This is a genomic window from Streptomyces araujoniae, assembly GCF_050871195.1.
Taxonomy (GTDB): domain Bacteria; phylum Actinomycetota; class Actinomycetes; order Streptomycetales; family Streptomycetaceae; genus Streptomyces; species Streptomyces bacillaris.
The window spans coordinates 2,760,322-2,786,186 of the sequence record NZ_CP194070.1; the positions used below are offsets into that span (position 1 = coordinate 2,760,322).

The following is a 25,865-nucleotide window of genomic DNA, read 5'->3' on the forward strand; positions in this document are numbered from 1 at the left end:
CCCGGGTGCGGTGGCACTCCGGGCGGCGGCCGGGGGCTTCGCTGCCCCCGAGGCGTATCGCGCTGATCACGGCACCAGGCTATCGCCCCTTCACCCCACCCCGTCATGAGCCGCATGTGTACAAAAGAAGACATCGAACTTTGACACTTCGGACAGTGCGGTGCATCGCCTTGGCGAATGTACGGAACGGGGGCAACCTGATAGCGGGGGACGCGAGCAGGTCCCGAGAACCCCGAGGAGCGCACCATGCCCGAGAAGATCCTCATCGTCACCGGCGACGCCGCCGAGTCCCTCGAAGTGCTCTACCCCTACCAGCGGCTGCTGGAGGAGGGGTACGAGGTCGACATCGCGGCCCCCGAACGCAAGACGCTCCGCTTCGTGGTCCACGACTTCGAGCCCGGCTACGACACGTACACGGAGAAGCCCGGCTACACCCTCCCCGCCGACCTGGCCTTCTCCGAGGTGGACCCCGGGGCCTACATCGCCCTGGTGATCCCCGGCGGCCGGGCCCCGGAGTACCTCCGCAACAACGCCGAGCTGCGCAAGATCGTCGGAGCCTTCTTCTCGGCGGACCGCCCGGTCGCCCAGATCTGCCACGGCCCGCTGATCACCGCCGCCACCGGCAGCCTCAGCGGCCGCCGCGTCACGGCGTACCCGGCGCTGGAACCGGACATGCAGAGCGCGGGCGCGGAGTTCCAGGACACGGAGGCGGTGGTGGACGGCCTCCTGGTCTCGTCGAGGGCATGGCCGGACCACCCGGGATGGATGAGGGAGTTCCTGAAGGTGCTGCGCTCCTCCAACCGGTCCAGCTGACCCGACCACATCCAGCCACACCCGCTCACCACAGCTGCCCCGGCCCGTCCGACCGAATCCAGCCCGTCCGGCGCTTGAGGACGCCTTTCCACGCACCCAGCCGCCCCACCCACCGAACCGAACCAGCTCGCCCGGCGAATCCAGCCCGTCCGGCGTTTGAGGACATCTTTCAGCCCGTCCGGCGCTTGAGGACCGGGCTCGGGGCAGCGCCCCGCACCCGCACGACGCCCCCGCACGCCCCACCGCCCCCGCTACGCGGAGAACGTCTCCGCCAGGGCAACCGCCTCCCCCAGGCTGTCCACCACCGGCACCCCCGCGGCCAGCAGGCTGCTCCGGCTGTGCGAGCCCCCGGTGTACAGCACCGCCCGCGCCCCCACATGCGCCGCCGCCACCGCGTCGTCCACCGCGTCTCCGATGACCACCGAGTTCTCCGGGGATATCCCGCCCGCCCGGGCCAGCGCCTCGAAGTGCCGCTCCATGTGGAGCGCCTTGCTCCCGCCCGACGGGCCCGTCCGCCCGTCGACCCGGACGAAGTGGGACTCGATCCCGTACCCCCGCACGACCGGCACGAGGTGCTCGTGCCCGAACATGCTCAGGATCGACTGGCTGTGCCCGGCCAGCTTCCACTGCGCGAGCAGGTCTTCCGCCCCGGCGGTGAGCCCGCAGCCGACCCGGCGCTCCGCGTAGTACCGGTGGAAGATGTCGTCCATCCGCTCCCACTCGGCCGCGGTGGGCTGCCGGCCCAGGAGCCGCTCGTAGAAGCGGGGTATGGGCACGCAGTACGTCTCCCGGTACTGCTCCAGGGTGAGCGGCGCCAGCTCCACCTCGGCGAAGGCGGCGTTCGTCGCGTGGACGACGGCATGGATGTCGTCGAGCAGCGTGCCGTTCCAGTCCCAGACCAGGTGGGTGCGTGTCTTCCCGGGTGTCATACGGAAAACGTACCCGCAGGGTCTGACAACGCAGAAGCGCCGGCCGTGCGCGGGCGTCAGCCGATGAGCTGCGGAATCTCCTGGACGCCGAACCAGAGCAGCTCGTGGTCCTCCGCCCCGTCCACCGTGAACTGCGCGTCGTCGTCCCCGAGGTCCGCCGCCCCCAGGGCCGCCGCTGCCGCGGCCACGTCCTTCTCGGCCTCGTCGGCGTCCACGTGCACCGCCGCCGCCCTGGTCAGCGGCAGCGCGGCGGCGAGGCGCACCTCACCGAGCGAGGCGGCGCTCAGCGCCTGGTCGGGGTCGGCAGTGGCGGCCCCGTCGGACACGTCGACGGCGACGACGATCCGGCGCCGGGCCGCGTCCGGGTCCCCGGCGATCAGGCGGAGCGAGGCGGCGGCGGCCCGGCTGAGCGCGGCGTACTCCAGCTCCTCGATGTCGTCGGAGACGTACCACTCGCGCAGCCCGGGCGTGACCGCGTAGGCCGTCAGCGGCCCCGGGCCGACCTCGCCGACCGCGTGTGCCGCTGCGAGACCGGAGAGCGTCAGGGGGACGTACACGCGCATGGCAGGCCGCTTTCGTAGTCGGAGACGCGTTCAGGATACGTGGGGAGCCCCCTTTCGGGTTTCGGCAACCGGGGGCACCCGTCCACGCACGGAGGCCCGTCACCCCCGCTCCGGCCCTTGCGGCGCAAGGGCCATGCCCCGGATAGGTGAATCCCGCCGGGCCCCCGACCGGGCGCGGGAGCCCCTTGCGGTGTTGCCGACCGCCCCCGTAGAAGATCCCCAGCACAAGTTACCGCCCGGTATCAACCGGGCCCGGTTCACGTCACGGGGGCGATGAGCATGAGCACGAACAACACCCGGCCCGCCGGCCGGCACGACCGGCGCAGGCCCCAGTCCGTACCACCCCAGCGGTCCCGGCGGCTCCAGCCGCACCGCCCGCCCCGGCCCCACCAGTGGTTCGCGGAACGGCTGCTCGCGGTCCTCAGCGGCCAGCGCCCGGTGCACTGGATGCTCGGCCACACCATCGGGGAGGCCTACGACCAGCTCGCCGAACTGGCCCCCGGCCTCCCGCTCGGGGCCACCCGGGGCAGCCGCCCGGTCCTGCGCCACTGCCACGGCGCCCAGCCCGCCACCGGGGTGGTCGAGGCGTTCGCCAGCATCACGGCGGGAGACCGGGTCCAGGCCATGGCCTTCCGGCTGGAACAGGGCGCCGACCAGCGCTGGCGCTGCGCCGCCGTGGAGCTGGGCGGCGAACCCCTGGTCCCCTCCGGCCCGGGGCCGCGGTGACGCTCGTACGACGGCAGGGGCCGGACACCCCGAGGTGTCCGGCCCCTGCCGCTGTCGTACCGCTGCGGTTACTTCTTACGACGGCGACCGCCGCCGCCACCGCTGCTCTTCTGCGCCTTGCGGCGCTCCGCACGCGTCATGCCGTCCGTGGACCGCGTGGCACCGGAGCTGTCGGTGGCGAAGTCGCCCTCGACGACACCGCCCTCGCCGTCCACCGTGGGGGCGGAGAAGTGCAGCCGGTCGGGGCGCTGCGGCGCCTCCAGGCCCTTGGCCCGGATCTGCGGGGCGGCGGGCTCCTTGGCCAGCGACGGGCGCTCGGCCGCGTCCTGCACCGGAACCTCCTCGACCTGCTGCTCGACCTGGACCTCCAGGTTGAACAGGTAGCCGACGGACTCCTCCTTGATGCCCTCCATCATGGCGTTGAACATGTCGAAGCCCTCGCGCTGGTACTCCACCAGCGGGTCCTTCTGCGCCATGGCCCGCAGGCCGATGCCCTCCTGGAGGTAGTCCATCTCGTAGAGGTGCTCACGCCACTTGCGGTCCAGCACGGAGAGGACGACGCGCCGCTCCAGCTCACGCATGATGTCGGAGCCGAGGGTCTTCTCGCGCTCCGCGTACTGCTCGTGGATGTCGTTCTTGACGGCCTCGGCGATGAACTCGGCGGTGACGCCCGCCAGGTCCCCGGCCTCCTCCTCCAGCTCCTCGACGGTGACCTTCACCGGGTAGAGCTGCTTGAAGGCGCCCCACAGCCGGTCCAGGTCCCACTCCTCGGCGAAGCCCTCGGCGGTCTCCTGCCGGATGTAGTCGTCGATCGTGTCGTCCATGAAGTGCCGGATCTGGTCCTGGAGGTCCTCGCCCTCCAGGACGCGGCGGCGCTCGCCGTAGATGACCTCACGCTGCCGGTTGAGCACCTCGTCGTACTTCAGGACGTTCTTGCGCGTCTCGAAGTTCTGCTGCTCGACCTGCGACTGGGCGGAGGCGATGGCGCGGGTGACCATCTTGTTCTCGATCGGGACGTCGTCGGGGACGTTGGCCATCGACATGACGCGCTCGACCATCTGGGCCTTGAACAGGCGCATCAGGTCGTCGCCCAGCGACAGGTAGAAGCGGGACTCGCCCGGGTCGCCCTGACGGCCGGAACGGCCGCGCAGCTGGTTGTCGATCCGGCGCGACTCGTGCCGCTCCGTGCCGAGGACGTACAGCCCGCCCAGGTCCTTGACCTCTTCGAACTCCGCCTTCACGGCCTGCTCGGCCGCCTCCAGCGCGGCGGGCAGCGCGGCCGCCCACTCCTCGACGTTCTCCACCGGGTCGAGGCCGCGCTGGCGCAGCTCCGCCTCGGCGAGGTCGTCCGGGTTGCCGCCGAGCTTGATGTCGGTGCCTCGGCCGGCCATGTTCGTGGCGACCGTGACCGCGCCCTTGCGGCCGGCCTGGGCGACGATCGTCGCCTCCCGGTCGTGCTGCTTGGCGTTGAGGACCTCGTGCTGGACACCGCGCTTGGAGAGCTGCTGCGAGAGGTACTCGGACTTCTCGACCGAGGTGGTGCCGACCAGGATCGGCTGGCCCTTCTCGTGCTTCTCCGCGATGTCGTCGACGACGGCGGCGAACTTGGCGACCTCGGTGCGGTAGATCAGGTCCGACTGGTCGGCCCGGACCATCGGCCGGTTGGTCGGGATCGGCACCACGCCCAGCTTGTAGATCTGCTGGAACTCGGCGGCCTCGGTCATCGCCGTACCGGTCATGCCGGAGAGCTTGTCGTAGAGGCGGAAGAAGTTCTGCAGGGTGATCGTGGCGAGGGTCTGGTTCTCGTCCTTGATGTCCACCCCTTCCTTCGCCTCGATCGCCTGGTGCATGCCCTCGTTGTAGCGGCGGCCGGCGAGGATACGGCCGGTGTGCTCGTCGACGATCATGACTTCGCCGTCGATGACGACGTAGTCCTTGTCCTTCTTGAACAGTTCCTTCGCCTTGATGGCGTTGTTCAGATAGCCGACGAGCGGGGTGTTGACCGACTCGTAGAGGTTGTCGATACCGAGCCAGTCCTCGACCTTGGCGACGCCGGACTCGTGGATGGCCACGGTCCGCTTCTTCTCGTCGACCTCGTAGTCGCCGGTCTCCTCGATGCCCTTGAGCTGGTTGCCCGCCTCGCCCTTGGTGAGGCGCGTGACCAGCTTGGCGAAGTCGCCGTACCACTTGGTGGCCTGGTCGGCCGGGCCGGAGATGATCAGCGGCGTACGGGCCTCGTCGACGAGGATCGAGTCGACCTCGTCGACCACGGCGAAGTTGTGGCCGCGCTGGACGAGCTCGTCCTTGGACCACGCCATGTTGTCGCGGAGGTAGTCGAAACCGAACTCGTTGTTCGTGCCGTACGTGATGTCGCAGGCGTACTGCTCACGGCGCTGGGCCGGGGTCATGTTGGCGACGATGCAGCCGACGGAGAGGCCCAGGAACTTGTGGACCCGGCCCATCAGCTCGGAGTCGCGCTGGGCCAGGTAGTCGTTGACCGTGATCAGGTGCACGCCCTTGCCGGAGAGCGCGTTGAGATACGCGGGCAGGGTGCCGACGAGGGTCTTGCCCTCACCGGTCTTCATCTCGGCCACATAGCCGAGGTGCAGGGCGGCTCCGCCCATGATCTGTACGTCGTAGTGGCGCTGTCCGAGAACGCGCTTGGCGGCCTCGCGAATCGTGGCGAACGCCTCGGGGAGCAGGTCGTCCAGGCTCTCGCCGTCCGCGTACCGTTCCTTGTACTCGTCGGTGAGCGCCCGCAGCTCGGCGTCGGAGAGGGTGACGAAGTCCTCTTCGATGGAGCTGACCTGGTCCGCGATGCGGTGCAGTTTGCGCAGGATCTTGCCTTCGCCTGCACGCATGAGCTTGTTGAAGACGGACACTGAGGCTGGTCTCCTTGCCGGTCGGGCCTGGCACTGGGTCGTGTGATGGACTCTGGCGCGGGCACGGCAGGTGGGCCCCACCGCAACGGCCATCGTAAGCGAGGACACCACCGCGTCGGGAGGGCTGCCGTCGCGTGGACCTCGCCGCACCCTCCCGGGACAACGGCCGAGAGGCACGGAAGGTGCCGGGAAGCCCCAAAAGTGCTCGCATCGCGGCTCCCGGCTCATGAGAATCACTGTATGGAGCCGACCACTCTCACCACGCGACGCCTTCTCCTGCGGCCGTTCGGTCCGCAGGACACCTACAAGGTGCACGCGGCCTGTCAGGATCCGGACATCCAGCGCTGGACGGTGATCCCCTCCCCGTACCGGCTCACCGACGCGGAACTGTTCATCGCCCAGCTCGCCCCGGCGGGATGGCGGGACGACTCCGCCTACAGCTTCGCCCTGGTGCTGCCGGAGAGCGGCACGCTCGTCGGCGCGCTCTCCGTCGACCGCCGCAGCCGCCCGGGGACGTACGAGGTCGGCTACTGGTCCTCCCGGGAACACCGCAACCGCGGGTACGTCACCGAGGCCGTACTCGGCTCCGCCCGCTGGGCGTTCACCGCGCTCGGGGCGGACCGGCTGGAGTGGCGCGCCGAGATCGGCAACGCGGCCTCCCGGGCGGTCGCCCTGCGGGCCGGATTCCGGCTGGAGGGCGAGCAGCGGTCCGGGCTGCTCAACAAGGGGGTGCGGCGGGACGCCTGGACGGCGGCGCTGCTCCCGTCCGACCTGGGGCTGCCGGGCACCCACCCGTACCTCCCCGAGCCGCGCGGTGCCGCCCCGGACTCCGCGCGGTGAGGCGACCGCCGGTGCCCTCCCTGACCGACCGCCGGTGCCCTCCCTGACTGTCAGTGGCGCGGTCTAGGGTTCGACGTATGACGTCTGTGCCGCCTCCCGCAGTCGAACTCTCCGCCGACCAGGCCCGCCGCATCGCGCTGCGCGCCCAGGGCTTCCTGGGCGCTCCGGACCGCCGGGCGGGGGTGCCGGGGGTGCTGCGTCACCTCGGGGCCGTCCAGCTGGACACCATCTCCGTGCTGGCCCGCTCGCACGAGCTGATCCCCTACGCCCGGCTCGGGGCGGTGGGCAGACGCGCGGTGGAGGAGGCGTACTGGTCGGGCGGCCGGTCCTTCGAGTACTGGTCGCACGCCGCGTGCATCCTGCCCGTCGAGGAGTGGCCGCACTTCGCGTTCCGCCGCCGCGCCTACCGGGCCCGTCCGCACTGGCACCACGATCTGCCCGACGGCGCCTACGACACGGTGATCCGGCAGTTGCGTACGGAGGGCCCGCTGACGGCGACCGAGCTGGGCGGCGCGAAGAACGGCGGGGAGTGGTGGGACTGGTCGGCCTCCAAGGTCGCCGTCGAGCGGGCGCTGATGTACGGCGAGGTGGTCTGCACCGAGCGGCGCGGCTGGAAGCGGGTCTACGACCTGGCCGAGCGGGCGATCCCGGACGCGGTGCTCCACGACGACCTGAGCGACGCCGAGTGCCGGCGGCGGCTGGTCGCGCTGGCCGGCCGGTCGCTGGGGGTGGGCACCCGCAGCGACATCGCGGACTACCACCGCCTGAAGGGCGAGGAGTTCGACGCGGTGGTGGCGGACTCGGGGCTGGTGCCGGTGGCGGTGGAGGGCTGGTCCAAGCCCGCCTGGGCGGACCCGGAGGCGCTGGCGGCCGAGCCGCGCGGACGCCACCGTACGACGCTGCTGTCGCCGTTCGACTCACTGGTCTGGGAGCGGGCGCGGACCGAGCGGATCTTCGGCTTCGCACACCGTCTGGAGGCGTACGTCCCCAAGCAGAAGCGGGTCCACGGCTATTTCGCTATGCCGCTGCTGGCGGGCGGGAAGCTGCAGGGCCGCGTGGACCCGGCGCGCGAGGGCACCACGCTGGTCGCCCGGCAGGCCTCGCTGGCCGGTCCGAAGGCCGTGGCCCCGATGGCCCAGGCACTGGTGGAGGCGGCGGCCTGGGTGGGCTGTACGGACATCAGGCTGGAGCGGATCGACGCGCCGGAGCTGCGCGACCCGCTCAGGGACGAGATCGGCAGGGCGCTGCAGCGGGCCTACCGGTGAGCCCCCGCCCCCCGCGGATCACCTGATTTCGAGGATCTTCTCCCGCATGGCATAGACCACGGCCTCCATACGGGAGTGCAGCTGGAGCTTCTCCAGGATGTTGCGGACGTGGTTCTTCACCGTGTTCTCGGAAATGAACAACTCCTTGGCGATATCCCGGTTGTTCATGCCGGTCGCCACGAGTTTCAGCACTTCCAGCTCACGGTCGGTGAGCCGGGGAGCGGGGACGAGCCGCCGCTCGTCGGTGCGCTGGATCATCGACTTGAACTCGGTGAGCAGCTTGGAGGCCATGGAAGGGCTGATCTGGGACTGTCCGTCGGCCACGGCGCGGATGGCCGTCGCCACCTCGTCGGTGGAGATCTCCTTGAGGAGATACCCGGTGGCGCCCGCCTTGATCGCGTCGTAGAGGTCGGCCTCCTCGTCGCTGATCGTCAGCATGATGATCTTCGCGCTGGGGGCCACCTCCTTGATGGCGGTACAGGCCTCGATGCCGCCGCGCTTGGGCATGCGCACATCCATCAGGATGATGTCGGGCAGCAGGTCGGCGGCCTTGTCGACGGCCTCCGCGCCGTCTCCGGCCTCACCGACGACCTGGATGTCCTCCTCCTGCGCGAGGACGATCTCCAGCCCCCTGCGGAAGAGCGCGTGGTCGTCGACCACGAGGACCCTGATCGGCTCCTTGCGCGGGGGGCCGTCCACGTCGTCGACGGCATGGGCACCGTCGCCGTCGGAGCCACTCGCACCGCGCACGGGCCCGAAGGTGTCCACCATCGTTCCTCCCCCTGAAGGCCACGGCCTGATAGTCATCGGTCGTCCGCCAACGGCGTTCCAGCGAACACCGGTTGGCTCGGGACGCCATGATTCCATGCCGCGACGCCCCAGCGGTGAATCCGTACCCGCGCGCAGGTGCCCCTGGTGGCGTGAAAACGCTCCAGGGGCACCGTGGTGGCGGGACGTCAGCCGCCGAGCGCACCACCCGCGCCGCCTGCTTCGTCAGCGGCGAGCGGGTCGGTCCTCAAGTGGATGACGCCGTAGTCGTAGGCGTGCCGTCGGTAGACGACACTGGGCTCCTTCGTCTCGGAGTCGACGAACAAGTAGAAGTCGTGCCCGACCAGTTCCATCTCGTAGAGCGCCTGGTCGAGCGCCATGGGCGCGGCGGTGTGGGTCTTCTCGCGCATCACGAGAGGCCCTTCGCCCTGCACCTCGATCGATCCGACCTTCATGGTCGGTACGGGTTCCGACGGCTGCTCGCCGACCAGCTCGCCGTCCTCGTCGAACGACGCGACACCCGGCACCACGTCCCCGACCTCGGCGGCCGAGAGACGGCCGTTGCCCCGGCGGCTGTAGCGCTTGTCGTGCTGCTTGCGCAGCCGGGCCTCCAGCTTGCCGGTGGCCAGGTCGAGCGCTGCGTACGGGTCGCCCGCTGCCGCCTCCGCCCGGATGACCGGGCCGCGCGAGCGGAGCGTGATCTCCACCCGGTCGGAACGGTCGGCCTGACGGGGATTCGGCTCCTTGGACACCTCTACGTCGAGGCTGATCACCTTGCCGTCGAACTTCTGGATCTTGTCCAGCTTCAGCTTCTCGGCCACGTGCTTGCGGAACCGCTCGGGCACCTCGGTCTTGCGGCCCTTGACGACGATGTCCACGCAGAACTCCGTTCCCGGATCGCCCCGCTCGGACGGCGGAGCATCTCCCTTTTGCACCAGCCCCCGGTGATCCCAGGGGCCTCGGACTCGGTGACTTTCGCCTCCTCCTCCCCCGTCGGAGAGGTCTCTGCCGGGACCGGCTCGACTGCTTCCGGTCCGTCGGTGAGTTACCTGCCCGAAACCTCAAGGTGCATTCATCGAGGTTCGGCCTTCACCGCCCCTCACCACCGAACATAGCCTGCGGAACCGGGTATCGGCACCCGCTACCGGCACTTACCTCCGTTCAGGGGGTTTTGCCCTCTCATTACCTGCAACGACACAAGTTCTCGGTCGGTTCCGGTTTATTTCGAAGGCGGATGGAGACGCGGAGACGACCGCCGCCACGCAGACCGCGCCGCCCGGGAAGCCCACCGCGCGGCCGGAGGATCCGCGAGGTCCCCCGGGCCCCTCCGCGACGGCCCGCGCCGCCTCGGCCAGCGTCGCTCCCGTCGTCAACAGGTCGTCCACCAGGACCACCCTTCCGTGGGCGAGCAGCCGCTCTCCCCCGCCGGCCACCTCCAGCGCCCCGGCAAGATTCGCCCGCCGACCCCGGGCTCCCAGCCCCGACTGGTCGACGACCGTGCGGCACTGCCGCAGCACCGGGAGGACCCGGGCCGGACACCCCGCGCGCCGCAGTTCGTACGCCGCCGAGCGGGCGATCCGGCGCACCGGATCATGGCCGCGCGCCGCCGTCGCGGAGCGCGCGGAGGGTACCGGCACCAGCAGCAGGGGCCCCACGGCCCCCATCTGCCCCGTCCCGGCCCGTACGGAGGCCGCCAGGGCCCGGCCGAGGGGGCGTGCGAGCCCGAGTGCCCCGCGCTCCTTGTGGGCCAGCAGCACCGCGCGTACGGCGTTCTCGTACGGCGCCGCCGCATACACCTCGGGGAGCCCCGCGGGCCGGGGCGAGGGGCGCACCCTTCGAGGGGCAGCCCCGCTCAGCGCGGCCCCGCACACCGGGCACAGCTCCGCACGCGGTCTGCCGCAGCCCGCGCAGGACACCGGCAGGACCAGACCGGAGAACTCCCGCCACCACTCCCGCACGACTCCAGAGTGCCGGGGCTCCGCAGGACGGACCACCCCTGTGGAAAACCCCGCCTCACGGGCCGTCCCGTGTCCGGGGCCGCGCCCGGGGCGACGTCACCCCGGGTAGACCAGCGAGGTGCCTTCCTCCAGGACCGTCTGCCAGTTGTCCCCCGGCGAGAGCTTCACTATGCCGTCGCCCTCGGTCTCCGCCATCAGCGGCAGCAGCTCGTCGTCCGCCGCGGCTACCGCCCGGACCTGGTTGACCCCCGGCAGCACCCCGGAGGCACCGGAGGAGGTCGTGGAGCCGTCCGCCTGCACGTACCGCACCTGCTGGATGCCGCCCGCCTCCTTGCCGACCACCACGAGCCGGCTGCGGCCCGACCAGGAGATGGCCGAGACGTCCGTGAGCTGGGGCGCGGCCTGGCGCAGGTCCTCGACGGAGATCTCGGGCGCCTCGTCGGTCCCGCGCCGCTCGACCCGGCCGATCTTCAGTGTCGTGTGCCCGTCCTCCGTCACGAGCAGGGCGATGCGCACCCCGTCCGCCGAGAGCCTCAGCTCCTCGATCCGCCCGCCGTCCAGGCCCGGGACCCGGACCTCCTGCGGCTCGCCCTCGCCCTCGGCCAGCCGCAGCAGCCGGGGGCGCGCCTTGTCGCGGTCGGCGACCCAGAGGTCGCCCTGCCCGTCCCAGCTCGGGGAGGTCAGCCGGTCGGCGGCCTTCTTGCCCGCGCTGGTCACGGCGGGCGCGGCCAGTTCGCCCGACGCGACCAGGGAGGCGACGTAGAGGTGCTGCCCGTCGGCCGAGACCGCGGCGGCCCGCTGCTCGTCCCGGGCCACGCCGACGGCGCCCATCGCGGCCGCACCGGTGCCGAGGGGGCCGTGCACCGCCTCGGGGGTGCCGTTGCCCCCGGTGGCACCGGGGATCTTCTGGACCGTCCCCTTGGCGTCGATGAAGTACTGGCTGTCGGGCCCGTCGGACCCGCTGTCGGCGGAGAACTTCGCCGCCTCGTCCGCGTCCAGCGCGCAGAGCCGGCCCTTGCCGCCTTCCAGCTCCACCTGCTCGACACGGGCGGAGGTCAGGTCCCGCAGGGTGAAGAGCACCTGGGCGGCCATCATCCGGCAGGCTGCCCGGCCGGCCTTGTCGGCCTTGTCGTTGAGCGGCACCTTCAGCACGTTCTGGTCGTCGGGGGCCAGCGCGACGACGCCCTTGCGCAGGGCGGTGCCGGTGGGGAACCGGGAGTCGACCACGGGCCGCAGCCAGTTCGTCGGCCCCTCCAGCAGCGTCCTGACCGTCTGCGTCGCCGTACTCATGCGGGTGAGCGGATCGGTGCCCGTGCGCACGTAGACGGGGTCGGCGACGAGCGCCGGGCGGCCGTCCGTCCGCCCGGTGGCGAAGTAGTACTTGTTCACGGAGCGGTAGAGCCGCTTGAAGTCGGACTGCCCGAGGACCAGGCCGTCGGGCACGATGTCGATGCGCCACTCGATCTTGCCGTCCGCCACCTTCTCCCGCACCAGGTGCAGGACCTGGGAGTAGTCGGTGGGGGCGAGCGGCTGGTACGAACTCTGGGCGTCGACCGCCGCCACCTTCTCGCCGGTCAGCGTGTAGGAGGTCTCGGAGTCGCGGCGCTCCTCGTCGTGGAGGAGGGGGCCGCTGCGGTTGGGGGCCTGGGCGAGCACGGTGGTGCCCTCGCTCGGCTGCCAGGTCTTGGCCGCGGCCTGGCTCAGGTATTTGCGGGTGGTCCGGAAATCGGGGTCGTCGCTGGTCATCGATTCCAGGAAGCCGTCGACGATCTCGCTGGGCGCCGCGCCCTCGCGGGGTTCCACCGCGTACACCTGCACCTGGGAGTCGCCCGGCTGCGAGGCGTCGACCGCCTTGACGTCACCGGTCACCGGCATGGACCCGCAGCCGGTGAGCACGATGACGGAGCAGCCGAGCAGCGCGGTGAGCCGCACGCCGCGTCCGGGGCCGCCGCGACGGCGGTCAGTACCCACGAGTGGTGTCCTCCTGGTCGGAAGGGTGGGCCGGGAACCCGGCGTCGCCGGGGCGCTCCGGTGCCGGGCGGGCCACGACCCGGGCCCCGTTGCCGGGCAGGGCGGCCGGATGCGCGGAGGCGGGGGCCGGGTGCGGCACGGCGTGACCACGGCCCGGGACGGACAGCGGGGAGCGCTTCGCCGCCCCCGTCTGGCTCGGCACGGAGAGCAGCCGGTTCTCGCCCGTCGGCGCCTCGTCGCGCTCCCGGCTCTCGCGGTTGCGCCGGGAGTCCTCCGGCTCCAGCGGTATCGGTGAACCCCGCAGCGGCTCGTCCGCCGTACGCGGCAGGGTCAGCCGGAACTGGGATCCGCCGCCGGGCTCGCCCCAGGCCTGGAGCCAGCCGCCGTGCAGCCGGGCGTCCTCGACCGCGATGGAGAGGCCGAGGCCGGTGCCGCCGGTGGTCCGGGCCCGCGCCGGGTCGGCGCGCCAGAACCGGTTGAAGACCCGGGTCGCCTCGCCGGGCTTGAGCCCGACCCCGTAGTCCCGAACGGCCACGGCGACCGCGCCCTGGGCCACCCCCATCCGCACCACGACGTCCCGGCCCTCACCGTGCTCGACGGCGTTGACCACGAGGTTGCGCAGCACCCGCTCGACGCGCCGGGCATCGGCCTCGGCGATCACCGGCTGGTCGTCACCGACGACCAGGATGCGGCTGCCCTTGCGCTCGGCGAGCGGCTCGGCGCCGCCGATCACCCGGCGCACCACGGTCCGCAGGTCTATCGGCTCGGCCTCCAGCGCCGCCGCGCCCGCGTCGAACCGGCTGATCTCCAGCAGGTCCGAGAGGAGCGACTCGAAGCGGTCGAGCTGGTCGCCGAGGAGCTCGGCGGAGCGCGCGGTGACGGGGTCGAAGTCGACACGCGCCTCATGGATGACGTCGGCGGCCATCCGTACGGTGGTGAGCGGGGTCCGCAGCTCGTGCGAGACGTCGGAGACGAAGCGCCGCTGCATCCGGGAGAGCTCCTCCAGCTGCTGGATCTTGAGCTGGAGGTTCTGCGCCATCTTGTTGAAGGCCTCACCGAGCCGGGCGATGTCGTCCTCGCCGGTGACCTTCATCCGTTCCTGGAGCTTCCCGGCGGAGAGCCGCTCCGCGATGCCGGCCGCCATCCGCACCGGGGTGACGACCTGGCGCACCACGAACCAGGCGATGGCCCCGAGCAGCACGACGACGAAGAGCCCGGCGGTCGCCAGGGTCGTCTTGACCAGCGTCAGGGACTTCTCCTCCTGCGTGAGGGGGAAGAGGTAGTACAGCTCGTAGGCCTGCTGGTCGATGTCGTAGAGCCGCTTGCCGACGACGAGTCCGGGCTGCGACTCGGTGCCGTTGGAGTAGCGGATCAGGGAGTACGTCTGGAAGGCGCCCTGGCCCTTGCCCACGTCCTGGCGCAGCCGCTCGGGCACACTGGCCGCCTCGACGCTGCCCGAACCGCGGGGGGCACGGCTGCCCGCGCCCTCGTTGGCCGAGTCCGCGCTGAGGGCGACCACGTTGAAGGCGTTCTTGCCGCCGCTCGCGAGCTGATCGACGAGTTCGGTGCGCCAGGAGGTGCTGGCCGTCATGCCGTCGGGGCCTTCGGTGCCCTGGCCGCCCGGGGCCAGGGAGGCGTTAGCCCGCTCCTGGGCGGCGGCGAAGCCACCGGCGGCCTGGGTCTGGGCGGCTTTGCCCTTCGCGTCGAGCAGACCGTTGCGGACCTGCCCGATCACGACGAAGCCGAGCAGCAGCACCACGCCCATCGACATCAGCAGCGTGCCCGCGACGACGCGGAGCTGCAGATTGCGCCGCCACAACCGCACGGCGGGCAGCAGCGGACGACGCACCCATCGCATCAGCAGACGGGGTACGGGCCCGCCGGGCGTCCGGTCCTGGAACAACCGGCCGCCCTGCAGGAATCGGCTCATACGAGAAGCCTTCCGTCCCGGACCGGCAGCCCGCTCCGTACGGACTCCCGGCCCCCCGGGGTTCGGAGCAGCGCTGCCCTCGGCCATGTCAGCTCGGTCCGGCCTTGTAACCGACCCCCCGGACGGTCACGACGATCTCCGGCCGCTCCGGGTCCTTCTCGACCTTGGAGCGCAGCCGCTGGACATGCACGTTCACCAGCCGGGTGTCGGCCGCGTGCCGGTAGCCCCAGACCTGCTCCAGCAGGACCTCACGGGTGAAGACCTGCCAGGGCTTACGGGCGAGGGCGACCAGCAGGTCGAACTCCAGCGGGGTAAGGGCGATGGACTGCCCCTCCCGCTTCACGGAGTGACCGGCCACGTCGATGACCAGGTCACCGATGGTCAACTGCTCCGGCGCGGGCTCTTCGGACCGCCGCAGGCGGGCCCTGATCCGGGCGACCAGCTCCTTCGGTTTGAACGGCTTGACGATGTAGTCGTCGGCGCCTGACTCCAGGCCGACCACGACATCGACGGTGTCGCTCTTGGCGGTGAGCATGACGATCGGCACACCGGACTCGGCCCTGATCAGCCTGCACACCTCGATGCCGTCCCTTCCGGGCAGCATGAGGTCGAGCAGCACCAGGTCCGGCTTGGCCTCACGAAATGCGGCCAGTGCCTTGTCGCCGTCCGCTACGAACGACGGCTCGAAACCTTCTCCACGCAGCACAATCCCGAGCATCTCGGCCAGTGCGGTGTCGTCGTCGACGACAAGGACGCGTCCCTTCATAATCGACATCATCCCATTAGCTAATCGTTACCTGCGATGACCTGGCACACAGCTCGGCCAGTCCGACCCCCGTGACCGGGGAAATGACACCCTCCTCGGTGACGATCGCCGTGATCAGCTCCGGCGGCGTGACGTCGAAAGCCGGGTTGTACACCGGGGCCCCGAGGGGTGCGACGACCATCCCACCCCCACCGCCCGTCGACCCGCTCCGCGGCGATGTGACCTCCGTCACTTCTTGCCCGGAACGCTGCTCGACGACGATCGATGTGCCCTCCGCCGTCTCCATGTCCACGGTCGTCGTCGGCGCCACCACGATGAACGGGACGTGGTGGTACTTCGCCAGCACCGCCAGTGGATAGCTCCCCACCTTGTTCGCCACCGAGCCGTCCGCGGCGATGCGGTCCGCCCCGATGAGCACCGCGTCCACCTCCCCCGCGGCGAACAGGGACCCCGCCGCGCTGTCCGTGAGCAGGCTGTACGCCATCCCGCCGCGTGCCGCCTCGTACGCCGTCAGCCTCGCCCCCTGGAGCAGCGGCCGGGTCTCGTCCACCCACAGCCGGCGCAGCCGCCCCTGCCGGTGCACCCGCAGCGCCACGGCGAACGCCGTCCCCTCGCCCCCGGAGACCAGCGCCCCGGTGTTGCAGTGGGTCAGCAGCTGGTAGCCCCGGCCCGGCAGCAGTTCCTCCAGCAGCGCCGTCCCGTGCTCCGCCATGCGCGCGCTGGCCCGGGCGTCCTCCCGGTGCAGCTCCTGCGCCTCGGCCAGGGCCACGGCGGCAGCCTCCGCCGCCTCCGCACCCTTCCGGGCCGCCGCCCAGTAGGCCGTGGCCACCCGTCGCACCCCGTAACCGAGGTTCACCGCGGTGGGCCGCGCCCTCTCCAGCAGCCCGGCGGCTTCCGCCACGTCGTAGCCCCGCGCCGCCGCGAGCGCCACGCCGTACCCCCCGGCGATGCCGAGCAGCGGAGCCCCTCGCACCGCCAGCGTCCGGATCGCCCGCACCAGCGCGGGCACATCCGTACAGACCAGCTCGACCTCCTCCGCGGGCAGCCGCGTCTGGTCGAGGAGCACCAGTACGGGACCTTCCGGCAGCTCGTCCCAACGGAGCACGGAAAGCGCGGGAGGCTCTTCACCCACCGGCGTTTGCACGTCCTGATCAGCCATCTGCCCAGTCTGCCCGGTGAGCCGCCCACAAATGAAGGCACGAAGGAGAGAAGGCTCCCGGTCCGCCCCGCACCGGCCCGTGGCACGATGGCTGCCAACCTGCCGCGCCGATGAGCGGTCAGGACGGTGAAGGAGCGAGAATGAACGACTCTCCGGGCTGGGCGACGCCCGGATCTGCCCCCTCCGACGGCCAGGAGGCGGCCATTCCCCGCCCCTCCGAGCCCAAGGACGGAAGCGCGCCGACGGGACAGTGGTCCCCCGAGCAGCCGCCTCCCGGGCAGTGGTCCCCGCCGAGCAACCCCGCCGGCGGACCCGGCGCGCGCCCGCCCGCTCCCGGCTGGGGCGGCGGACCGCAGCACCGGCCCTGGGGTACGCAGCCCCCGGCCGCGAAGCCCGGCGTCATCCCGCTGCGTCCGCTGGGCCTCGGTGAGATCCTCGACGGCTCCGTCTCCGCCCTGCGCGCCCACTGGCGCACCGCACTCGGCTTCAGCCTCGCGGTCTCCGTGGTCGTCCAGATCGCCGTCGTCCTCATGCAGCGCTACCTCCTGCCCAAGCCGACCGACATCGATCCGAACGCCTCCGGAACCGAAGCCCTCCGCCAGGCTTCCGAATCCCTCCGGACGACGCTGTTCTCCCTCGCACCGACCTCGCTCTTCACGATGATCGCCACGCTCCTCACCGCGTCGATCGTCACCGTGGTCATCAGCCGCTCGGTGCTGGGCCGCCCCGTCACGCTCTCCGACGCCTGGGCAGAGGCCCGCCCGCGACTCCTCCCTCTGATCGGGCTGACCCTGCTGGTCACCCTGGCCATCGCTCTGGTCATGACCGTCGGCATCGGCCCCGGGCTGCTGATGGGCTCCGGGGGCGGCGTGGCCCTGGCGTTCGTCGGCTTCCTGGCCGCCTGCGCCGTGATCCTCTGGCTGCAGGTCAGCCTCGCCCTCGCGGCCCCGGCCCTGATGCTGGAACGGCAGGGCATCTTCGCCGCCCTGCGCAGGTCGGCGAAGCTGGTCCGCGGCGCCTGGTGGCGCACCTTCGGAATCCTCGCCCTGACCTACCTGATCGTCTTCCTGCTGAGCTTCGTCGTCTCCATCCCGTTCACCGCCATCGCGGTCATCGCCGACGGCACCGAACTCAGCGAGTTCTTCGAGAGCGGCGGCCCCTCCTTCGGCTGGCCCTTCCTGATCGTCACGGGCATCGGCGAAGTGATCGTCTCCACGCTGCTCTACCCCTTCGTGGCAGGAGTGATGGCCCTGCTCTACGTCGACCAGCGCATCCGCCGCGAGGCGCTCGACCTCGACCTGGCCCGGGCCGCGGGGCTCCCGGACCACGACACCGACACCCCTCGGAGCTGATGGAGTGCCGGGGGCGGGGGGCGCCACAACAGCACGGCAGGTCATCGGCGCGGGCGACATACCCGTGGACACTCCTCGGGTCCCGGCTCGAGAGGCGGCCGAGACCGAACTGTCCAAGCCGATGTACCACGAAAACGATCCGAACGTCCTCGAACGCGCCCTGAACGACTTCTGGGACTGGGTCGGCGGGGTGTTCGACGCCGCCGCGAACGCCGCCCCCGGCGGCCCGGTCGGGCTCATCGTCCTGGCCCTCCTGGTCACCGGCCTCGCCGTCGCACTCTGGTGGCGGCTCGGCACCCCGCAACGCTCCCCCCGCCCCGCCGCGGACGCCCTCTTCGAGAGCGACGGCCCTCGCAGCGCCGCCCAGCACCGGGCCGCGGCCGAGGCACACGCCGCGGCCCTCCGCTGGACCGAGGCCGTCCAGGAACGGATGCGGGCCATCGTCCGGTCCCTGGAGGAACGCGCCCTGCTCGACCCCCGCCCCGGCCGCACGGCGGACGAAGCCGCAGCGGAAGCGGGCCGCGTCCTGCCCGACCACGCCACCCGGCTCCGCTCCGCCGCCCGGGAGTTCGACGACGTCACATACGGCGGCCGCGCCGCGGGCCAACCCGCGTACCTGGCACTGCGCACCCTGGACACCGAGCTGGACGAGGCCAAGCCCCTCCTCTCCGGAGCCCTCCGAGGAGCCGCCGGATGACCACGACCACCGCCCCCTCCCCCACCTCGACCGCGCCCACCCCGCACCAGGTATGGAAGCGCGCTCGAGGACTGCTGATCGCCCTGCTCGTCCTCGTGATCGCCGGGATCACGTTCGCCGCAGTCCGCTCCGGAACCAACTACGGGCAGCTCGACCCGCGTTCCCCCGATCCGAAGGGCAGCCGCGCCGCGGCGGAACTCCTCAGGGACCGCGGAGTCTCCGTCACCGTCGCGACGACCCTCGACGAAGCCACCGCCGCGTTGGGGCCCGACACCACGCTCCTGGTCACCGGCCCCAACCTGCTCACCCCCTGGCAACAGCGCCGGCTCCACGAGGAGACTTCCGCCTCCACCGGCCGCACCCTCCTGATCGCCCCCGGCCCGGCGGCCGTCTCCAGGCTGGCCCCCGGCGTACGCGCCGAGCCCCACCGCCCGGTGAGCGCGATCCCCCCGTCCTGCGCACTTCCCGCAGCCCGCAGCGCCGGTCCGGCGGACATGGGCGGCATCCGCTACACCACCCCCGACTCCACCGCCACCGCCTGCTACCCGAGCGACGGAACCCCCAGCCTCCTGATCCGCAAGGAGCGCGGAGACGGCGACACCGTCCTGCTCGGCTCCCCCGACTTCCTCCACAACGAGCGTCTCGACCAACAGGGCAACGCCTCGCTCGCCCTGCAACTCCTCGGTTCGCGTCCGCATCTCGTCTGGTACCTCCCTTCTCTGACCGATCCATCCGCCACCAGCGACGACGGCTCCTCCGACGGCACCGACGACGGCAGCAGCACTGGCGAGGAGACCTCCGACGGCGAGAGCGACTTCCTCGACCTGCTCCCCTCCGGCTGGCTCTGGGGCACGCTCCAACTCACCCTCGCCGCAGTCCTCGCCGCGATCTGGCGGTCCCGTCGACTCGGCCCTCTGGTCACGGAACGGCTGCCGGTCTCCATCCGCGCATCGGAATCCGCCGAAGGCCGCGCCGGCCTCTACCGCAAGGCCAACGCCCGTGACCGGGCGGCCACATCGCTGCGAGCCGCCGCCCGTACCCGCATCGCCCGTCTCAGCGGCGTCGCCGCCCGTGAGGCCCACACCTCTCACGTCCTCCTCCCTGCCGTGGCCGCCCGCACCACCACCACGGACGGCGAACTGAGCACCCTGCTCTTCGGCCCGGCCCCCGCCGACGACGCGGCCCTTGTCCTGCTGGCCGACCACCTCGACGCCCTCGAAAGAGAGGTACGCACTTCATGAGCGCCCCGACCCCCGAGCCGACCGACCCCACAGCGGTCCCCGCGACCCCTGCGGCTCCGGAGCCCGCCGACGGCGCCCGCGCCTCCCTGGAGGCACTCCGCTCCGAGATCGCCAAGGCCGTGGTCGGCCAGGACCCGGCCGTCACCGGCCTCGTCGTCGCCCTGCTCTGCCGAGGGCACGTCCTCCTCGAAGGAGTCCCCGGTGTCGCCAAGACCCTGCTGGTCCGGGCTCTCGCCGCCTCCCTCCGACTCGACACCAAGCGCGTGCAGTTCACCCCCGACCTGATGCCGAGCGATGTGACGGGCTCACTCGTCTACGACGCCCGCACCGCCGAGTTCTCCTTCCAGCCCGGCCCGGTCTTCACCAACCTGCTGTTGGCCGACGAGATCAACCGCACTCCTCCCAAGACACAGGCCTCCCTCCTGGAAGCGATGGAGGAGCGTCAGGTCACCGTCGACGGCACCCCCCGCCCGCTGCCGGACCCCTTCCTCGTCGCCGCCACCCAGAACCCCGTCGAGTACGAGGGCACCTATCCGCTCCCGGAAGCCCAACTGGACCGCTTCCTGCTCAAGCTGACGGTGCCTCTCCCTTCCCGGCAGGACGAGATAGACGTCCTCACCCGTCATGCCGACGGCTTCAACCCCCGGGACCTCAAGGCAGCCGGCCTACGCCCCGTCGCCGGTCCCGCCGATCTGGAGGCGGCCCGCTCAGCCGTAGCCAAGACCGCGGTCTCCCCCGAAATCGCCGGCTACGTCGTGGATATCTGTCGTGCCACGCGCGAATCCCCCTCGCTCGCTCTGGGCGTCTCCCCCCGAGGCGCCACCGCACTGCTCTCGACCGCGCGCGCCTGGGCCTGGCTCACCGGCCGGGACTACGTCACCCCGGACGATGTGAAGGCCTTGGCGCTCCCCACGCTCCGCCATCGCATCCACCTGCGGCCCGAGGCGGAGATGGAGGGAGTCACCCCCGACTCCGTCATCACCTCGGTGCTCGCCCACGTCCCCGTACCCCGATGAGGCGGTGACCATGGCCCTCACCGGACGTACCGCACTGCTGGCCGCGCTGGGATCACTCCCCGTAGGCATCCTCGCCCCGAGCTGGACCGGGATGCTCGCGGTCAACGCACCGCTCTCACTAGCGATTCTGTGCGACTATGCCCTGGCAGCGCCAGTGCGCCCGCTCCGATTCACCCGATCCGGCGACACATCTGTTCGACTTGGTGACGCGGCTGAGGTGCAACTCACCGTCACCAACACCTCACGTCGGCGCCTGCGGGCCCAGCTCCGCGACGCCTGGCCGCCGAGCAGCTGGCCTACGGGGAGCGAACAGGCCTCCTCCCGCCACACGTTGACGGTTCCTCCCGGCGAACAACGGCGTCTCAGCACCGCGCTGCGCCCCACCCGCCGCGGCGACCGCCGGGCCGAGCGCATCACCGTCCGCTCCTACGGCCCCCTCGGGCTCGCCGCGCGCCAGGGTGATCACCGCGTCCCTTGGACCGTACGCGTGCTGCCTCCGTTCACCAGCCGGAAGCATCTGCCCTCCAGGCTCGCCCGGCTCAGGGAACTCGACGGCCGCACCAGCGTTCTGACCCGGGGCGAGGGCACGGAGTTCGACAGTCTGCGGGCCTACGTGCCGGGGGACGACACCCGTTCCATCGACTGGCGGGCGACAGCACGCCAGTCGTCTGTTGCCGTCCGCACCTGGCGTCCCGAGCGCGACCGCCACATCCTGATCGTCCTGGACACCGGACGCACCTCCGCAGGGCGGGTGGGTGACGTCCCACGCCTCGACGCGGCCATGGACGCCACGCTCCTCCTCACCGCACTCGCGACACGCGCCGGCGACCGCGTGGGCCTCCTGGCCTACGACCGCCGTGTACGAGCCCGGGTACAGGGCCGGACAACGGGAGGGGACGTCCTGGCCAAGGTCGTCGACACCCTCGCTTCGCTGGAGCCCGAGCTCGTCGAGACGGATGCCCGGGGTCTCAGCACCACAGCTCTCTCCGACGCTCCCCGAGGTTCGCTGATCGTCCTTCTGACGAGTCTGGAGGCCGCCCCCATCGAGGAGGGGCTTCTCCCGGTCCTCCCTCAACTCACCCAGCGGCACACGGTTCTGCTGGCAGCCGTGTCCGATCCCCGGATCGAGGAGATGGCGAGGAGCCGGGGCACAGTGGACGCGGTGTACGACGCTGCTGCCGGCGCCCAGGCCCAGGCCGAACGGCGCAGCACCGCGGAGAAGCTCCAGCGCCACGGCGTCATCGTCGTGGACGCCACCCCGGACAACCTCGCCCCGGCCCTCTCGGACGCCTATCTGGCTCTGAAGGCCGCCGGTCGCCTCTGAGCAGGGCTCCTGCCACCCGCTAACCACGGGCTGATCAGGGTGGCAGTCTGCCGCAGAACGCAAAAAAGCCCCGCACCACAAGGGTGCGGGGCTTTCCCACAAAAATTGTTCGGCGGCGTCCTACTCTCCCACAGGGTCCCCCCTGCAGTACCATCGGCGCTGAAAGGCTTAGCTTCCGGGTTCGGAATGTAACCGGGCGTTTCCCTAACGCAATGACCACCGAAACACTATGAAACTATGAAGACCGGACATAAACACGGCCGTTCATTATTTCAGAACCAACACAGTGGACGCGAGCAACTGAGGACAAGCCCTCGGCCTATTAGTACCAGTCAGCTCCACCCCTCACAGGGCTTCCACATCTGGCCTATCAACCCAGTCGTCTACTGGGAGCCTTAACCCCTCAAAGGAGGTGGGAATACTCATCTCGAAGCAGGCTTCCCGCTTAGATGCTTTCAGCGGTTATCCTTTCCGAACGTAGCCAACCAGCCATGCCCTTGGCAGAACAACTGGCACACCAGAGGTTCGTCCGTCCCGGTCCTCTCGTACTAGGGACAGCCCTTCTCAATATTCCTACGCGCACAGCGGATAGGGACCGAACTGTCTCACGACGTTCTAAACCCAGCTCGCGTACCGCTTTAATGGGCGAACAGCCCAACCCTTGGGACCGACTCCAGCCCCAGGATGCGACGAGCCGACATCGAGGTGCCAAACCATCCCGTCGATATGGACTCTTGGGGAAGATCAGCCTGTTATCCCCGGGGTACCTTTTATCCGTTGAGCGACAGCGCTTCCACAAGCCACTGCCGGATCACTAGTCCCGACTTTCGTCCCTGCTCGACCCGTCGGTCTCACAGTCAAGCTCCCTTGTGCACTTACACTCAACACCTGATTACCAACCAGGCTGAGGGAACCTTTGGGCGCCTCCGTTACTCTTTAGGAGGCAACCGCCCCAGTTAAACTACCCATCAGACACTGTCCCTGATCCGGATCACGGACCCAGGTTAGACATCCAGCACGACCAGAGTGGTATTTCAACGACGACTCCACAACCACTGGCGTGGCCGCTTCACAGTCTCCCACCTATCCTACACAAGCCGAACCGAACACCAATATCAAACTATAGTAAAGGTCCCGGGGTCTTTCCGTCCTGCTGCGCGAAACGAGCATCTTTACTCGTAGTGCAATTTCACCGGGCCTATGGTTGAGACAGTCGAGAAGTCGTTACGCCATTCGTGCAGGTCGGAACTTACCCGACAAGGAATTTCGCTACCTTAGGATGGTTATAGTTACCACCGCCGTTTACTGGCGCTTAAGTTCTCAGCTTCGCCACCCCGAAGAGCAGCTAACCGGTCCCCTTAACGTTCCAGCACCGGGCAGGCGTCAGTCCGTATACATCGCCTTACGGCTTCGCACGGACCTGTGTTTTTAGTAAACAGTCGCTTCTCGCTGGTCTCTGCGGCCACCCCCAGCTCACGGAGCAAGTCCGATCACCAGGCGTGGCCCCCCTTCTCCCGAAGTTACGGGGGCATTTTGCCGAGTTCCTTAACCATAGTTCACCCGAACGCCTCGGTATTCTCTACCTGACCACCTGAGTCGGTTTAGGGTACGGGCCGCCATGAAACTCGCTAGAGGCTTTTCTCGACAGCATAGGATCATCCACTTCACCACAATCGGCTCGGCATCAGGTCTCAGACACATGTTGCGCGGATTTGCCTACACAACGTCCTACACCCTTACCCCGGGACAACCACCGCCCGGGCTGGACTACCTTCCTGCGTCACCCCATCGCTTACCTACTACAAGTCTGGTTCATCGGCTCCACCACTACCCTCAACTCCGAAGAGATCGGGCCGGCTTCACGGACTTAGCATCGCCTGATTCAGTACTGGGCGTTTCAAAGCGGGTACCGGAATATCAACCGGTTGTCCATCGACTACGCCTGTCGGCCTCGCCTTAGGTCCCGACTTACCCTGGGCAGATCAGCTTGACCCAGGAACCCTTAGTCAATCGGCGCACACGTTTCTCACGTGTGTATCGCTACTCATGCCTGCATTCTCACTCGTGAACCGTCCACCACTGCCTTCCGGCGCGGCTTCACCCGGCACACGACGCTCCCCTACCCATCCCAGCCCCCGTTGGGGGTACATGCTGGAATGACACGACTTCGGCGGTACGCTTGAGCCCCGCTACATTGTCGGCGCGGAATCACTTGACCAGTGAGCTATTACGCACTCTTTCAAGGGTGGCTGCTTCTAAGCCAACCTCCTGGTTGTCTCTGCGACTCCACATCCTTTCCCACTTAGCGTACGCTTAGGGGCCTTAGTCGATGCTCTGGGCTGTTTCCCTCTCGACCATGGAGCTTATCCCCCACAGTCTCACTGCCGCGCTCTCACTTACCGGCATTCGGAGTTTGGCTAAGGTCAGTAACCCGGTAGGGCCCATCGCCTATCCAGTGCTCTACCTCCGGCAAGAAACACACGACGCTGCACCTAAATGCATTTCGGGGAGAACCAGCTATCACGGAGTTTGATTGGCCTTTCACCCCTAACCACAGGTCATCCCCCAGGTTTTCAACCCTGGTGGGTTCGGTCCTCCACGAAGTCTTACCTCCGCTTCAACCTGCCCATGGCTAGATCACTCCGCTTCGGGTCTAGAGCGTGCAACTCAAACGCCCTGTTCGGACTCGCTTTCGCTACGGCTTCCCCACACGGGTTAACCTCGCTACACACCGCTAACTCGCAGGCTCATTCTTCAAAAGGCACGCAGTCACGACACACCGAGCAAGCTCGATGTGCGACGCTCCCACGGCTTGTAGGCACACGGTTTCAGGTACTATTTCACTCCGCTCCCGCGGTACTTTTCACCATTCCCTCACGGTACTATCCGCTATCGGTCACCAGGGAATATTTAGGCTTAGCGGGTGGTCCCGCCAGATTCACACGGGATTTCTCGGGCCCCGTGCTACTTGGGTGGTTCTCAAACGAGCCGTTGATGTTTCAGCTACGGGGGTCTTACCCTCTACGCCGGACCTTTCGCATGTCCTTCGCCTACACCAACGGTTTCTGACTCGCCTCACAGCCGGCAGACTGTGAAAGAGAACTCCCACAACCCCGCATACGCAACCCCTGCCGGGTATCACACGTAAACGGTTTGGCCTCATCCAGTTTCGCTCGCCACTACTCCCGGAATCACGGTTGTTTTCTCTTCCTGAGGGTACTGAGATGTTTCACTTCCCCTCGTTCCCTCCACACTGCCTATGTGTTCAGCAGCGGGTGACAGCCCATGACGACTGCCGGGTTTCCCCATTCGGAAACCCCCGGATCAAAGCTTGGTTGACAGCTCCCCGGGGACTATCGTGGCCTCCCACGTCCTTCATCGGTTCCTGGTGCCAAGGCATCCACCGTGCGCCCTTAAAAACTTGGCCACAGATGCTCGCGTCCACTGTGCAGTTCTCAAACAACGACCAGCCACCCACCACCCCACCCCAACAGGGGCAAGTTCACTGGGACCGGATCAGAAGGCAGACCAAACGGCCGCACCCTCAGACACCCAACAACGTGCCCGACACGATCCCTCAACTCCTGTGTTCCACGCCGAAGCAGTACTGACAGAAACCGATAGACCGTGCCGAATAGTCAACGTTCCACCCATGAGCAACCAGC

At 69.5% G+C, this 25,865-nt stretch carries 19 protein-coding genes and 2 rRNA genes; 9 read left to right on the top strand and 12 right to left on the bottom strand.

The genetic code is table 11. The annotated features are described in order from the left end of the window. Nucleotides 1–246 precede the first annotated feature (246 nt). Entirely contained in the window at nucleotides 247–813 is a 567-nt protein-coding gene (locus ACQ9ZG_RS11685; protein WP_084995196.1) for a DJ-1/PfpI family protein, read from the top strand. 251 nt (nucleotides 814–1,064) lie between these two features. Here the strand turns inward: ACQ9ZG_RS11685 and ACQ9ZG_RS11690 are convergent, their stop codons facing one another. Next, complete coding sequence (locus ACQ9ZG_RS11690; RefSeq protein WP_109914720.1) at nucleotides 1,065–1,742, bottom strand: HAD family hydrolase; 678 nt, start codon at nucleotides 1,740–1,742, stop codon at nucleotides 1,065–1,067. 56 nt (nucleotides 1,743–1,798) lie between these two features. Beyond that, nucleotides 1,799–2,305 carry a DUF6912 family protein gene (locus ACQ9ZG_RS11695; protein ID WP_499280435.1) on the bottom strand — a complete coding sequence of 169 codons (507 nt, stop codon included), beginning with the start codon at nucleotides 2,303–2,305 and terminating at the stop codon, nucleotides 1,799–1,801. A gap of 279 nt (nucleotides 2,306–2,584) precedes the next feature. Between ACQ9ZG_RS11695 and ACQ9ZG_RS11700 the strand changes: the two genes are divergently transcribed. Next, nucleotides 2,585–3,031, top strand: a complete 447-nt coding sequence (locus tag ACQ9ZG_RS11700) for an Rv3235 family protein (RefSeq protein ID WP_028418314.1) — start codon at nucleotides 2,585–2,587, stop codon at nucleotides 3,029–3,031. Between the two features lie 68 nt (nucleotides 3,032–3,099). On the opposite strand, the gene secA is transcribed toward ACQ9ZG_RS11700, so the two are convergent. Next, nucleotides 3,100–5,913, bottom strand: coding sequence for a preprotein translocase subunit SecA (gene secA, locus ACQ9ZG_RS11705; RefSeq protein WP_028418313.1), 2,814 nt, complete (start codon nucleotides 5,911–5,913; stop codon nucleotides 3,100–3,102). 240 nt (nucleotides 5,914–6,153) lie between these two features. Here secA and ACQ9ZG_RS11710 point away from each other — a divergent pair, with 240 nt between their 5' ends. Both ACQ9ZG_RS11710 and ACQ9ZG_RS11715 read left to right on the top strand, forming a co-directional pair. After that, nucleotides 6,154–6,753, top strand: coding sequence for a GNAT family N-acetyltransferase (locus ACQ9ZG_RS11710; protein WP_028418312.1), 600 nt, complete (start codon nucleotides 6,154–6,156; stop codon nucleotides 6,751–6,753). A gap of 77 nt (nucleotides 6,754–6,830) precedes the next feature. Further along, nucleotides 6,831–8,018, top strand: coding sequence for a winged helix-turn-helix domain-containing protein (locus ACQ9ZG_RS11715; protein WP_109915128.1), 1,188 nt, complete (start codon nucleotides 6,831–6,833; stop codon nucleotides 8,016–8,018). 18 nt (nucleotides 8,019–8,036) lie between these two features. On the opposite strand, the gene ACQ9ZG_RS11720 is transcribed toward ACQ9ZG_RS11715, so the two are convergent. From ACQ9ZG_RS11720 to mtnA, 7 genes are all read right to left on the bottom strand, one after another. Further along, on the bottom strand, nucleotides 8,037–8,789 hold the full coding sequence (locus ACQ9ZG_RS11720) for a response regulator (protein ID WP_018488532.1): 753 nt from the start codon (nucleotides 8,787–8,789) through the stop codon (nucleotides 8,037–8,039). Nucleotides 8,790–8,974: 185 nt separating this feature from the next. After that, complete coding sequence (hpf, locus tag ACQ9ZG_RS11725; protein ID WP_028418310.1) at nucleotides 8,975–9,664, bottom strand: ribosome hibernation-promoting factor, HPF/YfiA family; 690 nt, start codon at nucleotides 9,662–9,664, stop codon at nucleotides 8,975–8,977. Between the two features lie 273 nt (nucleotides 9,665–9,937). Further along, nucleotides 9,938–10,744 (bottom strand): ComF family protein, encoded by an 807-nt coding sequence (locus ACQ9ZG_RS11730; protein ID WP_499280437.1) that lies wholly within the window; start codon nucleotides 10,742–10,744, stop codon nucleotides 9,938–9,940. Nucleotides 10,745–10,840: 96 nt separating this feature from the next. After that, the gene (locus ACQ9ZG_RS11735; protein WP_499281592.1) at nucleotides 10,841–12,676 is read right to left on the bottom strand and encodes an LpqB family beta-propeller domain-containing protein; all 1,836 of its coding nucleotides are present in this window, start codon (nucleotides 12,674–12,676) and stop codon (nucleotides 10,841–10,843) included. Nucleotides 12,677–12,704: 28 nt separating this feature from the next. After that, the gene (mtrB, locus tag ACQ9ZG_RS11740) at nucleotides 12,705–14,732 is read right to left on the bottom strand and encodes an MtrAB system histidine kinase MtrB (RefSeq protein WP_032755940.1); all 2,028 of its coding nucleotides are present in this window, start codon (nucleotides 14,730–14,732) and stop codon (nucleotides 12,705–12,707) included. Nucleotide 14,733: 1 nt separating this feature from the next. Next, nucleotides 14,734–15,423, bottom strand: a complete 690-nt coding sequence (mtrA, locus tag ACQ9ZG_RS11745; protein WP_007448372.1) for a two-component system response regulator MtrA — start codon at nucleotides 15,421–15,423, stop codon at nucleotides 14,734–14,736. 4 nt (nucleotides 15,424–15,427) lie between these two features. After that, on the bottom strand, nucleotides 15,428–16,570 hold the full coding sequence (gene mtnA / locus ACQ9ZG_RS11750) for an S-methyl-5-thioribose-1-phosphate isomerase (protein ID WP_084995177.1): 1,143 nt from the start codon (nucleotides 16,568–16,570) through the stop codon (nucleotides 15,428–15,430). Between the two features lie 140 nt (nucleotides 16,571–16,710). Between mtnA and ACQ9ZG_RS11755 the strand changes: the two genes are divergently transcribed. The 5 genes from ACQ9ZG_RS11755 to ACQ9ZG_RS11775 are packed head-to-tail and all read left to right on the top strand — an operon-like array spanning nucleotide 16,711 to nucleotide 22,200. Next, entirely contained in the window at nucleotides 16,711–17,922 is a 1,212-nt protein-coding gene (locus tag ACQ9ZG_RS11755; protein ID WP_499280439.1) for a glycerophosphoryl diester phosphodiesterase membrane domain-containing protein, read from the top strand. A gap of 4 nt (nucleotides 17,923–17,926) precedes the next feature. Continuing rightward, the gene (locus tag ACQ9ZG_RS11760; protein WP_499280441.1) at nucleotides 17,927–18,619 is read left to right on the top strand and encodes a DUF4129 domain-containing protein; all 693 of its coding nucleotides are present in this window, start codon (nucleotides 17,927–17,929) and stop codon (nucleotides 18,617–18,619) included. Further along, nucleotides 18,616–19,860: a DUF4350 domain-containing protein gene (locus tag ACQ9ZG_RS11765; RefSeq protein ID WP_109916746.1), complete on the top strand. Its 1,245-nt coding sequence runs from the start codon at nucleotides 18,616–18,618 to the stop codon at nucleotides 19,858–19,860. Before ACQ9ZG_RS11760 ends, ACQ9ZG_RS11765 begins: the two co-directional genes overlap by 4 nt. Beyond that, nucleotides 19,857–20,876, top strand: coding sequence for an AAA family ATPase (locus ACQ9ZG_RS11770; protein ID WP_084995165.1), 1,020 nt, complete (start codon nucleotides 19,857–19,859; stop codon nucleotides 20,874–20,876). The genes ACQ9ZG_RS11765 and ACQ9ZG_RS11770 overlap by 4 nt, the downstream gene beginning before the upstream one ends. Before the next feature lie 10 nt (nucleotides 20,877–20,886). Further along, nucleotides 20,887–22,200, top strand: coding sequence for a DUF58 domain-containing protein (locus tag ACQ9ZG_RS11775; protein ID WP_109916745.1), 1,314 nt, complete (start codon nucleotides 20,887–20,889; stop codon nucleotides 22,198–22,200). Between the two features lie 107 nt (nucleotides 22,201–22,307). Here ACQ9ZG_RS11775 and rrf read toward each other — a convergent pair. Both rrf and ACQ9ZG_RS11785 read right to left on the bottom strand, forming a co-directional pair. Continuing rightward, nucleotides 22,308–22,424 (bottom strand): 5S ribosomal RNA (gene rrf / locus ACQ9ZG_RS11780). A gap of 78 nt (nucleotides 22,425–22,502) precedes the next feature. Further along, nucleotides 22,503–25,627, bottom strand: a 23S ribosomal RNA gene (locus ACQ9ZG_RS11785). Between the last annotated feature and the right edge of the window lie 238 nt (nucleotides 25,628–25,865).